The organism is uncultured Thermomonas sp., assembly GCF_937872235.1.
GTDB classification, from domain to species: Bacteria; Pseudomonadota; Gammaproteobacteria; order Xanthomonadales; family Xanthomonadaceae; genus Thermomonas; species Thermomonas beijingensis.
Window position 1 is genome coordinate 1 of record NZ_CALMPC010000117.1, and the last position, 18,096, is coordinate 18,096.

General features: G+C 65.0%; 18 protein-coding genes and 1 pseudogene. 10 read left to right on the top strand and 9 right to left on the bottom strand.

The window, feature by feature from the left end:
• Positions 1–132: 132 nt before the first annotated feature.
• Together QWB57_RS10240 and QWB57_RS10245 are read left to right on the top strand one after the other, a co-directional pair.
• Positions 133–1,128 (top strand): LLM class flavin-dependent oxidoreductase, encoded by a 996-nt coding sequence (locus QWB57_RS10240; RefSeq protein ID WP_223629762.1) that lies wholly within the window; start codon positions 133–135, stop codon positions 1,126–1,128.
• Positions 1,129–1,299: 171 nt separating this feature from the next.
• Positions 1,300–1,983: a type 1 glutamine amidotransferase domain-containing protein gene (locus QWB57_RS10245; protein WP_223629763.1), complete on the top strand. Its 684-nt coding sequence runs from the start codon at positions 1,300–1,302 to the stop codon at positions 1,981–1,983.
• Positions 1,984–2,176: 193 nt separating this feature from the next.
• Here QWB57_RS10245 and QWB57_RS10250 read toward each other — a convergent pair whose 3' ends face one another.
• Together QWB57_RS10250 and QWB57_RS10255 are read right to left on the bottom strand one after the other, a co-directional pair.
• Positions 2,177–2,830 (bottom strand): protein N-lysine methyltransferase family protein, encoded by a 654-nt coding sequence (locus QWB57_RS10250; RefSeq protein WP_223629764.1) that lies wholly within the window; start codon positions 2,828–2,830, stop codon positions 2,177–2,179.
• A 161-nt stretch (positions 2,831–2,991) separates the two neighbouring features.
• Positions 2,992–3,432 (bottom strand): FKBP-type peptidyl-prolyl cis-trans isomerase, encoded by a 441-nt coding sequence (locus tag QWB57_RS10255; RefSeq protein WP_288969424.1) that lies wholly within the window; start codon positions 3,430–3,432, stop codon positions 2,992–2,994.
• Positions 3,433–3,732: 300 nt separating this feature from the next.
• On the opposite strand from QWB57_RS10255, the gene QWB57_RS10260 reads away from it, so the two are divergent.
• Positions 3,733–4,125 carry a VOC family protein gene (locus QWB57_RS10260; protein WP_223629766.1) on the top strand — a complete coding sequence of 131 codons (393 nt, stop codon included), beginning with the start codon at positions 3,733–3,735 and terminating at the stop codon, positions 4,123–4,125.
• 310 nt (positions 4,126–4,435) lie between these two features.
• Here QWB57_RS10260 and QWB57_RS10265 read toward each other — a convergent pair whose 3' ends face one another.
• Both QWB57_RS10265 and QWB57_RS10270 read right to left on the bottom strand, forming a co-directional pair.
• Complete coding sequence (locus QWB57_RS10265) at positions 4,436–5,749, bottom strand: amidohydrolase family protein (protein WP_223629767.1); 1,314 nt, start codon at positions 5,747–5,749, stop codon at positions 4,436–4,438.
• Between the two features lie 113 nt (positions 5,750–5,862).
• Positions 5,863–6,306, bottom strand: coding sequence for a hypothetical protein (locus tag QWB57_RS10270; RefSeq protein ID WP_223629768.1), 444 nt, complete (start codon positions 6,304–6,306; stop codon positions 5,863–5,865).
• Between the two features lie 123 nt (positions 6,307–6,429).
• On the opposite strand from QWB57_RS10270, the gene QWB57_RS10275 reads away from it, so the two are divergent.
• The 3 genes from QWB57_RS10275 to QWB57_RS10285 all read left to right on the top strand — a co-directional run bounded on the left by QWB57_RS10275 (position 6,430) and on the right by QWB57_RS10285 (position 9,616).
• Positions 6,430–6,816: a YajD family HNH nuclease gene (locus QWB57_RS10275; RefSeq protein WP_317851758.1), complete on the top strand. Its 387-nt coding sequence runs from the start codon at positions 6,430–6,432 to the stop codon at positions 6,814–6,816.
• Between the two features lie 354 nt (positions 6,817–7,170).
• Complete coding sequence (locus QWB57_RS10280) at positions 7,171–8,049, top strand: ABC transporter ATP-binding protein (protein ID WP_288969427.1); 879 nt, start codon at positions 7,171–7,173, stop codon at positions 8,047–8,049.
• Position 8,050: 1 nt separating this feature from the next.
• A complete protein-coding gene (locus tag QWB57_RS10285) occupies positions 8,051–9,616 on the top strand; it encodes an ABC transporter permease (protein ID WP_288969428.1) in 1,566 nt (521 codons plus the stop codon).
• A 5-nt stretch (positions 9,617–9,621) separates the two neighbouring features.
• Here the strand turns inward: QWB57_RS10285 and QWB57_RS10290 are convergent, their stop codons facing one another.
• Positions 9,622–10,692, bottom strand: a complete 1,071-nt coding sequence (locus QWB57_RS10290; RefSeq protein ID WP_288969429.1) for a sensor domain-containing diguanylate cyclase — start codon at positions 10,690–10,692, stop codon at positions 9,622–9,624.
• 154 nt (positions 10,693–10,846) lie between these two features.
• Here QWB57_RS10290 and pyrC point away from each other — a divergent pair, with 154 nt between their 5' ends.
• From pyrC to QWB57_RS10305, 3 genes are all read left to right on the top strand, one after another.
• Positions 10,847–11,932 (top strand): dihydroorotase, encoded by a 1,086-nt coding sequence (gene pyrC / locus QWB57_RS10295; protein ID WP_288969431.1) that lies wholly within the window; start codon positions 10,847–10,849, stop codon positions 11,930–11,932.
• A 12-nt stretch (positions 11,933–11,944) separates the two neighbouring features.
• Positions 11,945–13,594 (top strand): sensor domain-containing diguanylate cyclase, encoded by a 1,650-nt coding sequence (locus QWB57_RS10300; protein WP_288969433.1) that lies wholly within the window; start codon positions 11,945–11,947, stop codon positions 13,592–13,594.
• A 126-nt stretch (positions 13,595–13,720) separates the two neighbouring features.
• Complete coding sequence (locus QWB57_RS10305; RefSeq protein WP_223629775.1) at positions 13,721–14,005, top strand: hypothetical protein; 285 nt, start codon at positions 13,721–13,723, stop codon at positions 14,003–14,005.
• Positions 14,006–14,068: 63 nt separating this feature from the next.
• On the opposite strand, the gene QWB57_RS10310 is transcribed toward QWB57_RS10305, so the two are convergent.
• From QWB57_RS10310 to QWB57_RS10325, 4 genes are all read right to left on the bottom strand, one after another.
• Positions 14,069–14,332, bottom strand: a complete 264-nt coding sequence (locus tag QWB57_RS10310; protein ID WP_223629776.1) for a hypothetical protein — start codon at positions 14,330–14,332, stop codon at positions 14,069–14,071.
• Entirely contained in the window at positions 14,329–15,666 is a 1,338-nt protein-coding gene (locus tag QWB57_RS10315; protein ID WP_223629777.1) for a TFIIB-type zinc ribbon-containing protein, read from the bottom strand. The genes QWB57_RS10310 and QWB57_RS10315 overlap by 4 nt, the downstream gene beginning before the upstream one ends.
• A gap of 21 nt (positions 15,667–15,687) precedes the next feature.
• Positions 15,688–16,839: an SPFH domain-containing protein gene (locus QWB57_RS10320; RefSeq protein WP_288969435.1), complete on the bottom strand. Its 1,152-nt coding sequence runs from the start codon at positions 16,837–16,839 to the stop codon at positions 15,688–15,690.
• Between the two features lie 105 nt (positions 16,840–16,944).
• Positions 16,945–17,667 carry an rRNA pseudouridine synthase gene (locus QWB57_RS10325; protein WP_288969436.1) on the bottom strand — a complete coding sequence of 241 codons (723 nt, stop codon included), beginning with the start codon at positions 17,665–17,667 and terminating at the stop codon, positions 16,945–16,947.
• A gap of 129 nt (positions 17,668–17,796) precedes the next feature.
• Here QWB57_RS10325 and QWB57_RS10330 point away from each other — a divergent pair.
• Positions 17,797–18,096: pseudogene (locus QWB57_RS10330) on the top strand (serine protein kinase RIO); the annotation flags it as partial.

The following is an 18,096-nucleotide window of genomic DNA, read 5'->3' on the forward strand; positions in this document are numbered from 1 at the left end:
AACCTGACCCCGTTCTTACCGTTCTTACAGAGGGCGCTGAGTAGACCGGTGGAGATGCGGCCTCAACGTCAGCCGCGCCGCAGTTCAAGCGCAAATGTTCTCCGCTCCCTTTGGAGCGCCTAGAATCAGGGAATGATCCCCCTCTCGATCCTCGATCTCGCGCCCGTTGCCGAGGGCAGCGCGCCCGCCGACACCTTCGCCCACATGCTCGACCTGGCCCGGCTGGGTGAAGCGCTGGGTTACCGCCGCTACTGGCTGGCCGAGCACCACAACATGCCGGGCATCGCCAGTGCGGCCACGGCGGTACTGATCGCGCACGTGGCCGCGGCCACGCGCACCATCCGCGTCGGCGCGGGCGGCGTGATGCTGCCCAACCATGCGCCGCTGCAGGTGGCCGAGCAGTTCGGCACGCTGGGCACCCTGCATCCGGGGCGCATCGACCTGGGGCTCGGGCGTGCGCCGGGCACCGACCAGGCCGCCACGCGCGCGCTGCGGCGCTACTACGCCGCGGCCGACGAATTCCCGGCCGACGTGGTCGAGCTGCTGTCGTATTTCGAACCGGTGCAGCCCGGCCAGGCCGTGCAGGCGGTGCCCGGTCCCGGCGTGGAACTGGAGGTCTGGATCCTGGGGTCGAGCTTGTTCGGGGCGCAATTGGCCGCCCGCCTGGGCTTGCCGTACGCCTTCGCCTCGCATTTCGCGCCCGCGCTCCTGGAGCCGGCGGTGGCGGCGTACCGCGCCGGGTTCCGGCCGTCTTCGCGCTTGGCGCAGCCGCGGGTGATGCTGGCGGTGAACGCGGTGGTGGCGGACACGGATGCGGACGCCGCGCGCCTGTTCACCACCCAGCAGCAGGCCTTCGCGAACCTGCGCAGCGGGCGGCCGGGTCTGGTGCCCCCGCCGCTGGCCTCCGCGGAGGCGTTGCGGTACCGCTACGCGCCGCAGGTGCTGGCGGGCGTCGACGAGGCGCTGGCGTGCGCGGCGGTGGGATCGGTTGGCACTGTGCGCGCGCGGCTCGCCGAGTTCGTGGCCCGCCACCGGCCGGACGAGTTGATCCTGACCGCGAACATCCACGATCCCGGCGCGCGCCTGCGTTCGTTCGAGCTCGCGATGGCGGCGGCGGGCGGAATGTAGGAAAAGGGGTCAGGTACATTTTTCCCTAGCCTTGGGACGCCCGCGTGGGCGGATGGCCTGCCCGGCACCCGGAACGGTGTATGCCATCGACGCAACACCCGCATGGCGGTCGGAAATGTACCTGACCCCATTTTTGGCCTAGCCTGTGGGCAATCGAACGGGAATGGGCCAATGAAGATTCTGATGGTGTTGACGTCGCACGACCGGTTGGGCGACACCGGCGAGAAGACGGGCTTCTGGCTGGAAGAATTCGCCGCGCCGTACTACGTGTTCAAGGACGCCGGCGTGGACGTGGTGCTGGCGTCGCCGCAGGGCGGGCAGCCGCCGCTGGATCCCAAGAGCGATGCGCCCGATGCGCAGACCGAAGCGACATTGCGTTTCCGCGACGATCCCGAGGCCCGACAGGCGTTGGCGGCGACGCATCGCCTGGCCGAACTGCAACCCGGAGATTACGACGCGGTCTTCTACCCGGGTGGGCATGGCCCGCTGTGGGACTTGGCGAATGATCGCGATTCGATCCGGTTGATCGAGTCCACCGACGCGGCGGGCAAGCCACTTGGCCTGGTCTGCCATGCGCCGGGCGTGCTGCAGGGGGCGAAGGGCCGCGACGGCGCGCCGCTGGTGCGCGGCCGCAAGGTGACCGGCTTCACGAACACGGAGGAGGAGGCGGTGGGACTTACCGAGGTGGTGCCGTTCCTCGTCGAGGACATGCTCAAGGACCATGGCGCGCAGTACGAGAAAGGCGCGGATTTCGCCAGCCACGTGGTCACCGACGGCAATCTGGTGACTGGCCAGAACCCGGCGTCCTCCGCGGATACGGCGCACGCTCTGCTGCGGCTGCGCGGCGCTGCCTGAGCGGAATCCCCCGGTTCACTCCCGCGGGGAGCAGTGCTAAAAGGCGTGCCTGAGCGGCAGCAGGAACGCCTGGTTGGCTCGCCCGCTTTGCGCTCCGATGGTGGAGGCTGCGCTGCCTAGTGAGGACGAGGTGCGGCGCTGGGGCGTGCGCGGCGAGCATCAGCGCGAATGGTTTCCGGCGCCCTTCCGCCGTTCAGGCCGCGCGTCGATAGTGCAACAAGCGCCCACGCGCATCGCAGTCCGCATCGTCCATCGGACAACGCGATTCACTGACCTCGAACCCCTGCGCCGCCAGCAAACGGGTGAGTTCGGCGCTGTGGCCGCGGCCGGGGTCGATGAGCACCAGCTCGCAAGTTGCGCGGCTATGGCGCTCGACCACCTTCGCGAGCAGTTCGGCGTGGCCGCGCTCGTACAGCACGTCGCTGGCGATGAGCATGTCGAAGTCGCCCAGGGCGGGCAGCGGGTGGCCCCAGCGCAGTTGCCGGTAGTGCAGGGCAGGCAGGCCGTTGAGCGCGGCGTTGTAGGCCAGGAAGGGTTCGACCATCGGGTGCATGTCGGAGGCCACCACATCGGCGCCGCGGCGTTGCAGCACCAGGCTCGGCAAGCCGATGCCGCAGCCGATCTCCAGCACCCGCTTGCCGGCGATATCCGCGCGTGCCATCGCCTGCGCCAACAACTTGCCCGAAGGCCACAACTGCCCGAACAGGCACCATTGCGCGGAGGAAATCCCCAGCCGCTCGCCGTGGCCATCGGGGTCCGCGAATTGCTGCCGGTCGCTGAGCACGCGCAGGAGGTAGGCGTGGCCACCCACGTGGACGGTGAGGTTGCGTGTGTTGAAGCCGGGCATGCTGCTCCCCTTGAAGCGTCGCCCATCGGGACGGGCGATAACGCGTGAGAGGAAGCGAGGCGGGCAATGCATGCCGCGGAACGCGAGAAGCGGGCGCACGCCCGCAATGCATCCTAGCACCGGCACGCAGGGGCGGAGTCGCGTGCCCTGCGGGTTGCAGCTTACTTGCGGATATCCAGCAGCTCGACTTCGAACACCAGCGACGCCCCCGGCGGGATGACGTCGCCGGCCCCGTCCCTGCCGTAGCCCAGGTTGGCGGGGATGCGCAGCTCGCGCTTGCCGCCCACCCGCATGCCCGCCACGCCATCGTCCCAGCCGCGGATGACGCGGCCGGCGCCCAGCAGGAACACGAACGGCTGGCCGCGGTCGCGGGAGCTGTCGAACTTCCGGCTGCGCTTGTCGGGCGCGTGCTGGTCGTAGAGCCAGCCGGTGTAGTGCACGCTGACTTCGTCACCGGCCTGCGCGACGGCGCCCTGACCCGTGACGACATCGATGCGCTGCAGTTCGGCGACGTCGCCACCGGTGTAGGGCGGCGGCTGGCGGCAGGCGGTGAGCAGCAGGACGGAGAGCGTGGCGATCAGGCGGAGCTTGCGGGGGGCCATGGCAGCGGTGCGGTGGAGGGTGGGGCAGGATACGTTGCGGGGCAGGCGAAGCGAAGATCGGAACCCCTCCATTGGCTGGGGCCGCTCCCTGCGGGTTGCGCCCACGTTGCCGATTGAGGCGCTGGGCAGACTGGTTCCATCCGCCGGCCCCGCCGCGCGGTGCCCGGCAATTTCCCCGTCACAGGGTGAAGGCGGCGGACCGCCGTGCGCCCGCTGCATCCGAACGCCCCGTCGCTCGCGTACCTGCCACACTTTCCAACTACGCCCGGCGTTGCGCCGGACTTTCCCAGGAGCAGCAGCATGTTCAGTCACGTGATGGTGGGATCCAACGATATCGAGCGCTCCAAGCGCTTCTACGACGCGCTGCTGGGCCTGCTGGGCGCCGGTGAGCCCATTCGCAACGTGTCCGGCAGCGGCCACGTGCGGCTGTTCTACCCGCACGACGGCAGCATGTTCTGCGTCACCCAGCCCATCAACGGCGAGCCGGCCTGCCACGCCAACGGCGGCACGGTGGGCTTCAAGTGCGCCTCGCCGGAGCAGGTGCAGCAGTTCCACGACGTGGCGGTGGCCCACGGCGGCACGTCCATCGAGGACGCCCCGGGCCCGCGCCAGGGCGCGCTGGGCACCCTGCACCTGGCCTACGTCCGCGACCCGGACGGCAACAAGCTCTGCGCGCTGTACCGCGCGGGCTGAGGCAAGCGCCGGCACGACCGTGCCCGCCGGCGTGAGGCCGGCGGCCCCCGGCGGCGAGTGTGGCCCCGGCGCCTCCGGGGAATTCCCGCCGGATCCAAATGTGAACGGCGCAAGCGGCGCCTGCCTTGGCAGTGCTGAGTAAAAAAGGGTCAGGTACATTTTTCCGGTGCGTTTTTTCCCGTGTATCGGGGGGCGCCTGCGCGGGCGGATGGCCTGCCCGGCACCGGGAACGGCGTAAGCCATCGATGCAACACCCGGATGGCGGTCGGAAATGTACCTGACCCCATTTTTGCCTTTTTCCTCGCGCCAGTCAGTGGTTGCCACGCACCACCACGCCCTGTTTCATCACCAACAGCGGCCTTTCCGTCGCCCGGATGTCCTGCAGTACATCGCCTGGCACGGCGACGATGTCGGCGAACTTCCCGATCTCCAGCGTGCCGGTCTCGCCATCGATGCCCAACAGTCGCGCCGAACCTTGGCTACTGGTGAGCAGTGCCGCCGACGGGGCCATGCCCAAGTCCACCATATCGCCGAACTCCTGCGCGTTCATCCCGTGCGGCGATACTGCCGAGTCGGTACCGAAGGCAATCGGTACGCCGATCCGCATCGCGTTCCTGAACATGCCGCCATGCGAGGCCCCGGCCGCGCGTGCCTTGGCACCGATCTTCGGCGGATAGGTATCGGCGTGGCCGACCGTCCACACCAGTGCCAGCCGGGTTGGCACCAGATACACGCCTTTCTGCTTCATCAACTGCAGCGTGGCCGGTTGCAGGAAGCTGCCGTGTTCGATCGAATCCACGCCGGCCTCGACCGCCTGCTTCGCGGCCAGGTCGCCATGGCTGTGCGCGGCGACCTTGCGGCCCCAGGCGTGCGCCTCGGAGATGATTGCGCTGAGTTCGGCCGGCGTGAGCTGCGGCACGTCCACCGGGTCGGATTCCGACAGCACGCCGCCGGAGGCGCAGATCTTGATCACGTCGGCGCCGTACTTCATCTGCAGGCGCGTGGCCAGACGGCATTGGTCCGGGCCGTTGCACACGCCTTCCAGCGGGCCTGAGGGCGTGACCCGATCGGGTGGGAACGGCGAGCTGTCGCAATGGCCGCCGGTGGAACCCAGCGCGTGGCCGGCCACCAGCATGCGTGGGCCTTCGGCAAGGCCGGCATTGATCGCGTTGCGCAGGGCGACGTCGATGAAGTCGCCGGCACCCAGATCACGCGCACTGGTGACGCCGGCCTGCAGTGTCACTTTGGCATTGCGCCCGGCATGGAATGATTGTTCGACCGGGAAGCGCAGCATGCCGTCGTAGAACCCTTGCGCCCAGTTGTCGTCGTGATCGTAGGCGATGTGGGTGTGGGCATCGATGTAGCCCGGCAGCAGGGTGGCGTCACCCAGGTCGATGACCTTGGCGTCGGCGGGAATGGCGGCATGGGTGCCGATGCCGATGATCTTGCTGCCCTGCACGACGACCAGCCCGGGCGACACCAATTGGCCACTGCGACCATCGAACAGGCGCACGGCCTTGAGTACCGTGGTGGTAGGGGTGACAGGCGCGGCGGCCGAGGTTTGGGCGTTGCTGGCGAAGGCCAGCAGCAAGCCGGCCGCGAGTGCGGCGAAACGGTAGGTCATACGGGACTTCCCCAAGTCGGTGTGAGCTTGGAGTGTATTCCACCAAAACGGGGGCAGGTCCACTTATCTCGTTGTATTGGAAGTAAATCTGACCCCGGTTTACTAGGTTCAGGTCACCAACCGCGCCCACGGCGGCCCGAGCCAAAATTGCCCTGGCCAATCCCGATACTGATACCAACTTGGTGTGCGTTGCCGTTATCGTCGTAATAGCGTTTGCAGGTGTTGAACTGGGCTGCCTGGAAATTGCTGTTGCCCATGCGGCTGGAATAACCGACACCGGCGGTGACGCTGCCATGTGGCTTGCTGTCGCAAGTGTCGGCAGGTTGCGCTTGCGCTGCGGCATAAGGCGCGGCGAAACGCGTGGCCGGGTCGTAGGGATAACTGCCCGGTGGCATGTTGCTGTCAGCTGATGCGATGGGAGCGTAGGTGTTGCTAGCCTGTGCAGGAGCACTGAGGTTGAGTGACTTGGCCAATGGCACGTCGGATTGGCTGCTGTCTGCGGCAAACGCCGGGGCAATGGCCAGCAGCGCAATTGCCATCAATAGAATGGGCTTCATTGCAGCAATTCCGGTACCTGTCGGGAAGCAGGCTATTGCGGCACGGTAGTCCCAGCCAGTTGAATGCTTGCTGTCTTTCGCACAGCCAAAACCGGGTCCAGTTCACTTGCCCCACGGATAATCATGACCATGCCTACGCCCCAAGACACCAAGCTAGACCGCATCGTTGCCGAAGCCCGGCGCAACGCCGAGCAGCGCGAGCAAGGGTATCGCGAGCGGGCGCTGAAGATGTACCCGTGGATCTGTGGCCGCTGCGCGCGGGAGTTCACCCGCGCCAACCTGCGCGAACTGACCGTCCATCACCGCAACCACAACCACGCCGACAACCCACCCGACGGCAGCAACTGGGAGCTGTTGTGCGTGTACTGCCACGACAACGAGCACTCGCGCCAGATCGACCACACCGGGGTCAGCGCGCAGGCCGCCGAAGACAAACCAGCCGCAGCCACGTCCAATCCCTTCGCCGATCTGAAGTCGCTGCTGGGGAAGGGTCCGCCGGGAACGGGGTAGGTTGGGGAAAAGCAGGGAACCTCACCCCATTTGCCGTGTTTGCTGGTCGCAGGATTTGAGGCGCAGGTTGAGGCCGCTGACCACGTCGTCGATGGCGAACAGACCCGGCTGCGCCGTCATCTGGCCGCGGTCCAAAATCAACAAAACGGGGTCAGGTTCACGTATCTCGTTGTATCAGGAGTCAACCTGGCCCCGTTTACCAGCTAAGCATGCGATGCAGTGGCCAGTCTGTGGACAAGGTTTGAGCATAGCGGCTATGGACCGACAAAAGTGATCTGGTAATTCGGTGTTGTAGTGAACTACAATACCGACCATGAAATTCTGGCCGCCCGGCCGGGAACACACGGAAACGCCATGTCTGCACACGCTCTCACCGTCCATGCCGTCAACCACACCTTCCGCGGCGGTCACCGTGCGTTGCAGGATATTTCATTGCAGTTTGCCCCCGGCGTGCTGGGGCTGCTGGGCCCCAACGGCGCCGGCAAGTCCACGCTGATGCGCATTCTGGCCACGCTGACCAAGCCGACCTCCGGCAGTGTCAGCTGGAATGGCCATGACATCGCCAAGGAACCCGACCGCCTGCGGGCCGTGCTGGGCTACTTGCCGCAGTATTTCGGGGTGTACGACAGTCTGGATGCGCGGGAATTCCTCGCGTTTTTGGCGGCCGTGAAGGGGATCGGCGGCAAGGCGGCGCGCCTGCGCATCGAGGCCTGTCTGGACATGGTGGGGCTGGCCAACACCGGCGACCGCCGGCTTGGACAATTCTCCGGGGGCATGCGGCAGCGGGTCGGAATCGCGCAAGCGCTGCTGAACGACCCGGCCCTGCTGATCGTGGACGAGCCCACGGTGGGGCTGGATCCGGACGAGCGACTGCGCTTCCAACATCTGATCACCGATCTGGCGGCAGACCGTGTGGTGATCCTGTCCACCCATATCGTGTCGGACGTGGAAGCCAGTGCCAGCCAGATTGCGGTGATGGCCGCCGGCCAGTTGCGCTTCCATGGCACGCCGGGGCAGCTGATCGCCAGCGCCGAAGGGCGGGTCTGGGAATGGACGGTGCAGGAATCGGATCTCGCCGCAGTGCGCAGCGGGCAGACCTTGGTGGGCTCCCTGCGCCGCCCGGATGGCATCCGTGTGCGCGTGCTGAGCGAGGCGTCTCCGGACCCGCTGGCGCGCCCGGTGGCGGCCTGCCTGCAGGACGGCTACAGCTGGTTGTTGCAGGGAGCACATTGACATGCCGGCCCTGCAACGGTTTCTGGCCATGCTGCTGGCTGATCTTCGCGTGCGCACGCGCACCGCCCGTTTCTGGTGCGTGCTTGCGGTCATGATGGTGGCGGCCTGGTGGTGCCTGCCCGGCGCTGATGCGCCGTACGCGGTGGTGATGCTGTGGGGGGGGGCGCGTGGCAGTTTCTCCAGTGCGTGGGTGGGCATGGTGCTGGCGATGGCGTTCACCCTCCTGCTCAATCTGGGCGGGTTCTATCTGGCCCGCGGCACGCTGGTGCGCGACATCGAGACCCGCGTGTGGGAATTGCTGGTGGCCACGCCAATGACGCGGCGTGCCTATCTGCTCGCAAAATGGGCCAGCCACATGCTGGTCTTCGCGGTGATCATCGTGGCGTGCTTGGGCGTGGGTCTGGTGGCGCAATGGGTGCGCGCCGAGGACCGCGGCATCGATCTGATGGAACTGGTCAAGCCGGTGCTGCTGCTGACTTTGCCGGGCTTGGCCATGACCGCTGCCGCGGCGATCTGGTTTGACCTGCTGCCGCCGTTACGGCGCACTGCGGGCAACGTGCTGTTCTTCGTACTGTGGACCACGGCGCTGGCGGTGGGTGTGGCCGGCTTCGAGGCGAAAAGCCCGGTGGTACGCGAAGGCTGGATCAGCGATGCTGGTGGGTTGCTGGTGGCCGGGCGCGACTTTCATCGGGTGCGCGAGGCGCAGACCGGCAAGCCGCAGGGGTACGGGTTCAGCCTGTTTTCCCCAGCCCCCAAGGCAGGCATCGTGCGCTTTGAATGGCGCCACTGGACGGTGCGGCCGATGGATCTGCTGGGCCGCGTGTTGTGGTTGCTGGCGGGCATGGGCATGGTGCTGCTTGCCGTCCCGCTGCTGGATCGCTTTGCTGCGCGCACGTCCGGGCGCGAGGCGCAGGTGCGTGCGCCGGGACTGGCGCTACGTTGGCTGGGCACGGTCTTGCAGCCATTGGCGCGGATGGCGTTCGGGGCGCTGGTTGCGACCGAGTTGACGGCATGCCTGCGCGAGCGCCCGCGCTGGTGGTGGCTGGCGTGGGTGGTGGTCCTTGGCCTGCAGCTGTTCGGGCAGCCCGAGGGTATGCGGATGGGGCTGTTGCTGGGCTGGCTGCTGCCGCTCGACGTGCTGGCACGCGGCGCCCTGCGTGAGCGCGACCAGCGCACCGGGATGATCGTGTTTTCCAGTGCCGGCGCGGTGTGGCGCGTGCTGGCATCGCGCTGGCTGGTCGCAGTGTCGCTGTTGTTGGTGTGCACGTTTGCAGGCCTCACCCGGTTGGCCTTGCAGGCGCCGCTGCAGGCACTTGCTGCGCTGGCAGTCACCGCCGCGTTGGCCAGCGCCGGGCTGGCGTTCGCTGCGGTGTGCCGCAATGCGCGCCCCTTCGAGTTGGTGCTGGTGGCGGCGATCTACGCGGCCACGCAAGGCGCGACACTGTTCAACGTCCAGTCCGCCCCGCTGCCAACGCTGCGGTTGCACCTGATGGTGGCCGCAATCTCGTGGGTGGCCATTGCCGTGGCATGGCCGCGCCTGATCAATGCTGTCAGGGACGCTGCCTGAGGGAATCAAGCGCGCTTGACTCCCTCCGTCCCCGATGGCGGCTCCGTCCCGTCCCCTTTTTTCGTCTGGCGCCGCAAGCGTTTGTCGGCGTACATCGCGGCATCTGCACGCGCCAGTTCGGCCTCGGCCTCGGTCGTGGCTGCCTTCACCACGCCGATACTGGGCCCGGCGTATTCGATGCTCCGGCCGCCCAGGTCAAACCGCCCGGTGGTGGCTGCGCGCAGGCGTTCGCACATCTGCTGCGGTGCGTTTTCGCTATCTGCAGGGACACTGCCAACCACCACGAATTCATCGCCGCCAATACGGGCACAGAAATCATCGGAGCGGTGGCAGGACGCCAGTGCACTGCCAATGGCGACAAGGAAATGATCGCCGGCGTCATGCCCAAAGTGGTCATTGATATGTTTGAATCCATCCAGATCGATAAACGCGATCAGGACGTCGCCGCCATCGCGTGCGCGATGGCGCAGGCGGCGGTCCAGCTCCTCCAGCAGTGCGCGGCGATTGGGCAGGCCGGTCACCACGTCGGTCATGGCATTGCGCTGGAGTTGGCTATTGGCGGCCTGCAAGGACTGCAGCAGTTGCTCGCGTTCCACTTGCCGGCCGATGAGATAGGCAAACAGATTCAGTACGCGCTCGGTACCGTCACGCAGCGGCAGCCGTTGGTTGCTGGCCGCACACAGGGTGCCATGCAGTGCGCCGTCCGCGCCCCGAATGGGGGTGCTGGCATAGGTGGCAATCCCCAATGCCTGCGCGGCATCGGAATCCCCCCAGCAACCGGCCACGTCATCCGTGTAGCTGCGGCCTTCTTCCAGCGCGCGCTTGCACAAGGTGTCACCCCACGGAACGGTGAGCCCTTCCGGGATGATCAGGCTGCGCGAATTGCGTGAATAAAGCACATGCTGCACGCCTACGGTTTCATCGATCGTCGTCATATAGGTCGACTCCAGCCCGCTGGCCACCTCGAGCAGTTCAAGCAAGGGGCGAACCAACCCTTCCAGCGATGTTGCCGTGGTCAGTGTGTCGGCAAGCGGTGCGAACAGATTGGCCGGTGGCGGCGTGGAGGCGGTGTGCATCAGCGCATCTTCTTTCAATTTCCGGAATTGTTCAAAAGCTGGCCGGAAGAACGAATGATATTTCCAGGCGAATGGTCTCTGGCCGCATTTGGGCTCTTCTTAATGCAGCCTCTGGCAAAATTGCCCGGTCAGCCGTCCCGGCCCCGGAGCCTCCATGCCCACGCTTGCCCACCATGTTCCCGATCCCGCACAGGTCCCCGCGGGTACCACGCTGACCCTGACCCGGCCCGACGACTGGCATCTGCACCTGCGCGACGATGCGCTGTTGCAGGCGGTGCTGCCGCATACGGCAAAGCAGTTTCGCCGCGCCATCGTGATGCCGAATCTGCGGCCGCCGGTGACCACCACGGCACTGGCTGTGGCGTATCGCGAGCGCATCCTGGCGGCGCGGCCGGCCGGCTCGGACTTCGAGCCGCTGATGACGCTGTACCTCACCGACAACACGCCAGCTGAGGAAATCCAACGCGCCAAGGCCAGTGGCCTGGTGCATGCGGTGAAGTTGTACCCGGCCGGTGCCACCACCAATTCCGATTCCGGCGTGACGGACTTGAAGCACGCCTGCGCGGCGCTGGAGGCGATGCAGGCAACCGGCATGGTGCTGGCGGTGCACGGCGAAGTGACCGACCGCCAGATCGACATCTTCGACCGCGAAAAGATGTTCATCGACAACATCCTCATTCCGCTGCGCCGTGATTTCCCCGGCCTGCGCGTGGTGTTGGAGCACATCACCACCCGGGATGCGGCGGACTATGTGCGTGATTCCGGTGGCGATATCGCCGCAACGATCACCGCGCATCACCTGCTGTACAACCGCAATGCCATTTTTACCGGCGGCCTCCGCCCGCATTACTACTGCTTGCCGGTACTCAAGCGCGAGCGGCATCGCCAAGCGCTGCTGGATGCGGCAACCAGCGGCGATGCGCGGTTCTTTCTGGGTACCGATTCGGCCCCGCATGCACGCGGCGACAAGGAAGCCGACTGCGGCTGCGCTGGCTGCTACACCGGCTTGCACGCGCTGGAGCTGTACGCCACGGCATTCGAGGCGGCTGGCCGGCTGCAGCGGTTGGAGGGTTTCGCCAGTCATTTCGGTGCCGACTTCTACCGCCTGCCACGCAATACCGGCACGCTGACGCTACGCAAACAGGACTGGGCGATCCCCAGCGAGTTGCCGTATGGCGAGCGCACCCTGGTGCCACTGGCGCCAGGGGAAACCCTGGGCTGGACGGTTGCGCTGCGCTGACTATAGTTCCGTATGTCCAACCCCTCCACGCCGTCCGGCCACCTGCTGCAGCTGCTGCCCGAGGCGGTGGTGCAAACCGATGCACTATGGCAGATCACCTACCTAAATCCGGCGTGGCATACGCGCACCGGCCATGCGCAGGAGGCGGCGCTCGGCAGGTCGCTGCTTGAATTCGTGCATCCTGACGACATCGGCACCTTGCGCGCGGGCATGCCGGTGTTTCGGCTGCGATTTGCCAACGCGGACTATCACTGGGTGCGCTTGCAGCTTCACCCGGAAACCGACGCGGTGGATCGGGTGATCAGCCGCCAGGGCGTGCTCATTGAAATTACCGAGGTCACCGAGCAAGTGCTGGTGGAGGTCCGTCAGCGCTTCCTGCGCCTGCTGGAAACCATTGATGGCGTGGTGTGGGAAGCTGAAATCGGCGTGGGCAATACCTTCCTGAGCCCACAGGTGGAACGGCTGTTCGGCTACTCGGTGGAGGAGTGGCGGGCTGACCCGGGCTTTTGGCGGGCGCATGTGCATCCCGATGATCTGGCGGAGGCGATGCGCATCGATGATGCCGCCTACAACGCCACGCATAGCCATGCCTACGAAATGAGCTACCGGCTGATTGCCAAGTCCGGCAGGGTGGTGTGGGTGCGCGATCTGTGCCGCGCAGTGGTTGAGCCGGGGCGGCCGAACCGGATGATCGGCCTGATGATCGACGTCACCCGGCAGAAGAACACCGAACTCGAGTTGCTGCGCTCCGACAACCGCTATTCGCTGGCGACGCGCGGATCCAATGACGGCATCTGGGATTGGGACCTGCGCACGGACGTCCTGCACGTGTCCGAACGCTTTCACCAGATCGTCGGGCTGGGCGATATCGATCACGTGCATGACGGTGGTTGGCGCTTTCTTGCGCAGCTGATCGATCCCGAGGATCGCGGGCGCGTGCAGACGGCCTACCGCAGCCATCTGGCGGGAAGCAGCCCGAACTTTTCGGTGGACTTCCGTGCGATTCACGGCTCAGGGCGGCTGCTCTGGGTCAATTGGCGTGGGCTCGCCCAGTTCGAAGATGGCGTGGCCGTGCGCATGGCCGGCTCGTTGAGCGACTTGGCCGAACGCGGCAGTTCCTACGATGCCCTGACCAACTTGCCCGGCCGGCCGTTGTTCCGCGATCGCCTCGCACATGTCATCGCGCTGCATCGGAACGCGCTGGCGGATGGTGATGGCGGGCCGGCCGGCGAGGGCCGCACGACGTTCGCCGTGCTGTTGCTGGATCTCAACGGGTTCAAGGCGGTCAATGACAGCCACGGGCACCCTGTGGGCGACCAGCTATTGCAGCAAGTGGCGCGCCGGCTCGAAGCCTGCGTGCGAGCGGTTGATCTGGTCGCTCGCATGAGTGGCGATGAGTTCAACGTGCTGTTGGAGTCCATCGACCCCGCCGAAGCCGCCGACCGCGCTTGCCAGATTGCGGCTGCGCTGGACCAGCCGTACCTGATCGACGCGCACACCGTGGCCATCAGCGCGAGTATCGGTTTGGTCAGCAGCGCATCCGGCCTGACCAGCATCGATGCCTATCTGCGCGCTGCGGACACCGCCATGTACCGGGCCAAGAGTGGGGCATTGGGGGTATGCGTGTTTGCAGGGGAAGATGCTGAAAAATGGCTTGGCTGAATACGGCATTGCATTCGTTGCCCAGCGGCATTTGGGGCTGACGTTTGATTGGCTGAACTGCCAGTCAGGTGCCACCGGCGTGTGTAGGGTATCTTCCCGGTTCGGCATCCCCCATAGGTCGACTGTATGAAAGCCACTGTTGTTGGTCTGGTCACTCCGCATGTGTTGCGCATAATGGATCTGGCCAAGCAGGCCGAGTCAGGGGTCAATATCGACTGGTATCTGCGCGATGCCGTGGCAAAGACAATCAATGACCTTGGCCACCAGTACAACGCCCGCGAGTTGCTGTCTGCGTACGCCCAAGGACTGCAAGCGGCTGCCGATGATGCGGGGCGGATTCGCAGCACGTATGCCAATGCCTTGCAAGCTGCAGCCGCTATCGCCGAGCGGGAACTCGGTGCACGCGGATAAACAAACACCTGCCCGGGTGATGGGCAGGTGCGCTGTTTCCCACGTGGATGCAACCCAGCTCAATCAGGACGAGTCCCCACCTAGTCGCTGCACGCGCTCGCGATAGTCGTGCACGTTATCGTCTTCGATGCGTTTGTTGCGCGTGCCTTTGACCTCATCGACTTTGCGGTCGTTTTCGGCACCGGTCACCGGTTTGGCTTCGACCTGGGTTTCACGTTCAAAGGCGTGGGATTTGTCGGTATTGCGGTAGTACCGATACAAGTACCAGTACAGCCCGGCGGCACCGGCTGGGCCGAGTGCAAGCAGTTCAAGTCCACCGTCGCTCATGACGAATGCCCCACAATCCAAAGTGCGATGACTTCAAGCAAGGTGCCCACGCTGAGGGCGGTGGCCAGCAGCTTCCATTGCTGGATCGGCACGCTGCCCATGGTTTCGCCGGTGCGGCCGTTCACCGCGATGTAGTGCAGCATGCCGCCATTGGCACCGGGCTGATGGTAGGAATACAGCCAGACCGGCAGATACATCGCCACCCAACGCGAGCCATGCACTTGCAGGCGCTCTTGTTCCCAACGCACACCGCGGTCGTATCCGCTCACCGAGTCTTCCACCTGCGCACGCGCGATGGAGAGTAGCTGATCTTCCAGATGCGGCCGCAGTTGTTCTACATCCAAATCACGCTTTTCTGACGTGAAGCCGGAAAGATACGAGGCGTTCCACTTCACTGCGTTCTTGGTGTCAAACGGCAGGATGGTATTGATGATGTTGTTGGTGTTGACGCCAGTGTTGAGGTTGCCGCGTTCGCTGGAGGACTCCAGCGGCAAATCGTCCACGGTGAAGTCCACATGCCGCGCTACTTGGTACACATCGGCATCGTAGTAGGTCTTTTTGTCGTTGTCGCTGCCACGGGTGTATTCGCGGGTTTTGATTTCGGCCATGCCGGCCACATCGGCACTCGCGTTGCTATCCACGATCATGTACGGCAGGTACACGCCTACCACGTTTTCCGGCGTGAATTGTTCCTTGAACGCTTTCAGTGCGAGGAATTTGCGTTTGTCCACGAATTGACGAATGCGTGCCACGGCATCATCTTTCTTGATGTGGAACGGCAACACGGCATCGGGCACCGCGCCATTGGCGATTTGCTCGTTGACGCCGAACACATGCCGGCACCAGTGGCAACGCGCGGTCATCGCATTTTCGGTATTGACCGTCACTTCAGCACCGCAGCCGGTGCATTTGTAGGTCATCACTGCGCTGACATCAGCGGCGATGTTCTGCGCGCCAGAGGCAATCACCGTGCTGTTGAGTTGGTCGATGTTTTCGCCCAACCCGAACTCTTCTTCCACCCGTGCGCCATGCCATTCATTGCGGCAGTACAGGCAGATCAGCAAGTCCGTGCCGGGGCGCTGCTTGATGTCAGTGGCACCGCATTTGGGGCAGTGATTGGCACCGTCCTTCAGCTCTTCCGCAGCGGTGTCGATGGCCACCGGATCGGGGGCCAGGATTTCATCACGCAGCGGTTTGGGCAGGGTTGCCGGGTCAATCGGCGAGCTGCCCGGCAACGGTGGGACATCGCGCGGTGAACCCGGGCCGGTTGGCATCGGCGGGGGGGAGCCCGCGCCGCTGGGGGGCAGCGGCGGCGGGGGAGTGGTGTTGGACATGGTGATGACCCGATGGGTGGCTTACAGGCCCAGCGCCTTGGCTTTCAGGGCGTCGTAATCGGCTTGCGAAATCAGGCCCAGATCCAGCATTTCCTTGGCCTTCTTCAGCTTCGCAATTGGGTCGTCAGCCGCCGGGGCGGGCGGGGCGACTGGCTGCTGCAAACCCGCCATGCCGCCCATCATGCCGCTGGCCATGCCAATGCCCATCATGCCGGCTGCGCCGCCGTTCTCGCCGGCGGCCTGCATCCCTGCGGCCACGCTGGCCTGCAGGTTGGAATTGCCGCGTGCACCCGACAGCGCATCGGCGCGCTGCACGGTTTTGAGCAGTTCCTTGGTGTTGGCGTCGTACTCAATCGAGATGATCGCGGTTTTGGCAATCATCAAGCCGCGGTCGGACTTCCATTGGTAGGCGTTTTCCACCGCCTCCGACAGGCTCTTGGCAAACCCGATCGAATCCTGCTGGAGCTTGCTGATGCGGTTGCCCTTGCTGGGATCGTTGGAGTACAGGCTGAATGCCGGCGCCAGCGAGCCCACCACTTCGTTGAACAATTGGCTGGCTGCGGCGTTGTCGATGTCGGTGAAGTCGAACACCTGGCCCGGTTGCAGATACGCGGCCGGCACAAAGTTTTTCACGAACAAAATGGGATCCACGATCTTCATCGTGTACGAGCCGCGTGTCACCGCGCCGACCTGCGTGTTCAAGAACGCGTCGTCCCAATAGATCTCCGACTGCGTGCCGAAGCGATTGTCTGGCAGCTCCTTCAGGGATACGAAGTACGCAGCTTGCTGCGAGCCGGGTTGGCCGCCGAACTTGAAGCGCTCCCAGCTTTGCATGATCAGCGAATCGACGATGCCGTCGCCGGAGAAGATCGACTTCGAATTGAGGTCGTCCGATTTCCATTCATAGCCGCCGGCTTCGGCCGCAAATCCGGTGATCTTGCCGTCCTGGAACAGCAGCAGGCCGTAGCCTTCCGGCACGATGATCTTCGAGCCATTGGTAATGATGTTGGACGAGCCATGCGTGTTGGAGCCACGCCCGGCATTGGTGCCGTGGGGAACCGCGGCAAACAGTGCCGCGGTGGACGGCAGGCCATCGGGAATGGTGTAGAAGTCCTTCCACTGGTCACCCAGCATGCCGCCGACTGCACCTTTCACCGCTTGAATAAGACCCATGACATCTCTCCGTGATTCGTGGTTGCGGGCGATCCCGCGTTGTTCGACAAACTACACATTTCGGGGCCACAGGGCCAGTGTGCGAAGGGGGATAGACTCAAAGTGTTAGAACCGTTCCCCCACCGGCAGGTAGCGCCACAGGCCCACCGGCATTTTGGCCAGTGCAACCTTGCCGATGCGCAGGCGGCGGATGGCCACCACGTTCAGCCCCACTTGTGCGCACATATCCCGCAACTGTCCGCCTTGTACGCCCTTGAGGGCAAACCGCAGGCGAATCTCGTTTTGCCAGCTCACCTTGCAGGGCGGCAGTGCGCGGCCGTTGTAATGCAGGCCATGGTTGAGTTTGCGCAGCCCGTACGGGGCGATGTTGCCGCTGACTTCCACCACGAATTCCTGTTCGATCGCGTCGCCGTCTTCGGTCAATCGCCGCCACACGCGGCCATCCTGGGTCAGCACCATCAGGCCGCTGGCTTCGGCATCCAGCGGCACCAATGGCGTCAGCCGTTGGAAGTGGCGTTCCAGCACGCGCACGCCGGACGGGTCTTCGGGCCAGTGGTTGCCCGCCTGCACCAGAGCGGCGGCCATGTTGCGGCCGCTGATGGTGTCGTAGCCGGCAGGCTTGTGCAGCAGCACGGTGGCCGGTTCAATGGCCTCCAATTGCGCGGCGGCATCCAGCACCACGGTATTGCCCAGCACCGGTAGCGCCGGGTCTTCGCTGACGCGGCCATCCACCGACACCCAGCCATTCTTGATGTATTGCTCGGCTTCGATCCGCGAACAATGGGCCAGGTCGGCCACGTATTTGGCCAGTCGAATGGGAGTGGGCATGCAGGTTCTCGGGTGACTGGCGCGTGATTCAGGACAGGCAGTGTAGCGATCAGGCACTCTATTGCTGCAACCCTTCGCTGGCGCACAGGGTTTTCCGGCCTGCGCCTTACTCTTGAACTTCGAGATGGCATGAAAACTCCCACCGGCCTGCAACCCTTGATCGACGATGGCGTGATCGATGCGGTGCTGCGGCCCTTGAAAAGCGGCAAGGAAGCGGCGGTCTATGTGGTGCGCGCGGGCGATCAGATCCGTTGCGCCAAGGTCTACAAAGACATGGCGCAGCGCAGTTTCCAGCAGCGCGTGCAATATCAGGAAGGGCGCAAGGTGCGCGGCAGCCGCGAGGCGCGCGCCATCGGCAAGGCCAGCAAATACGGCCGCAAGCAGCAGGAAACCGCCTGGAAGAACACCGAGGTGGACGCGCTGTACCAG

Excerpts from the sequence above, each read along its gene's own strand:
- QWB57_RS10240 (WP_223629762.1), top strand. The coding sequence starts at position 133 with ATGATCCCCCTCTCGATCCTCGATCTCGCGCCCGTTGCCGAGGGCAGC.
- QWB57_RS10245 (WP_223629763.1), top strand. The coding sequence starts at position 1,300 with ATGAAGATTCTGATGGTGTTGACGTCGCACGACCGGTTGGGCGACACC.
- QWB57_RS10250 (WP_223629764.1), bottom strand. The coding sequence starts at position 2,830 with ATGCCCGGCTTCAACACACGCAACCTCACCGTCCACGTGGGTGGCCAC.
- QWB57_RS10255 (WP_288969424.1), bottom strand. The coding sequence starts at position 3,432 with ATGGCCCCCCGCAAGCTCCGCCTGATCGCCACGCTCTCCGTCCTGCTG.
- QWB57_RS10260 (WP_223629766.1), top strand. The coding sequence starts at position 3,733 with ATGTTCAGTCACGTGATGGTGGGATCCAACGATATCGAGCGCTCCAAG.
- QWB57_RS10265 (WP_223629767.1), bottom strand. The coding sequence starts at position 5,749 with ATGACCTACCGTTTCGCCGCACTCGCGGCCGGCTTGCTGCTGGCCTTC.
- QWB57_RS10270 (WP_223629768.1), bottom strand. The coding sequence starts at position 6,306 with ATGAAGCCCATTCTATTGATGGCAATTGCGCTGCTGGCCATTGCCCCG.
- QWB57_RS10275 (WP_317851758.1), top strand. The coding sequence starts at position 6,430 with ATGACCATGCCTACGCCCCAAGACACCAAGCTAGACCGCATCGTTGCC.
- QWB57_RS10280 (WP_288969427.1), top strand. The coding sequence starts at position 7,171 with ATGTCTGCACACGCTCTCACCGTCCATGCCGTCAACCACACCTTCCGC.
- QWB57_RS10285 (WP_288969428.1), top strand. The coding sequence starts at position 8,051 with ATGCCGGCCCTGCAACGGTTTCTGGCCATGCTGCTGGCTGATCTTCGC.
- QWB57_RS10290 (WP_288969429.1), bottom strand. The coding sequence starts at position 10,692 with ATGCACACCGCCTCCACGCCGCCACCGGCCAATCTGTTCGCACCGCTT.
- pyrC (WP_288969431.1), top strand. The coding sequence starts at position 10,847 with ATGCCCACGCTTGCCCACCATGTTCCCGATCCCGCACAGGTCCCCGCG.
- QWB57_RS10300 (WP_288969433.1), top strand. The coding sequence starts at position 11,945 with ATGTCCAACCCCTCCACGCCGTCCGGCCACCTGCTGCAGCTGCTGCCC.
- QWB57_RS10305 (WP_223629775.1), top strand. The coding sequence starts at position 13,721 with ATGAAAGCCACTGTTGTTGGTCTGGTCACTCCGCATGTGTTGCGCATA.
- QWB57_RS10310 (WP_223629776.1), bottom strand. The coding sequence starts at position 14,332 with ATGAGCGACGGTGGACTTGAACTGCTTGCACTCGGCCCAGCCGGTGCC.
- QWB57_RS10315 (WP_223629777.1), bottom strand. The coding sequence starts at position 15,666 with ATGTCCAACACCACTCCCCCGCCGCCGCTGCCCCCCAGCGGCGCGGGC.
- QWB57_RS10320 (WP_288969435.1), bottom strand. The coding sequence starts at position 16,839 with ATGGGTCTTATTCAAGCGGTGAAAGGTGCAGTCGGCGGCATGCTGGGT.
- QWB57_RS10325 (WP_288969436.1), bottom strand. The coding sequence starts at position 17,667 with ATGCCCACTCCCATTCGACTGGCCAAATACGTGGCCGACCTGGCCCAT.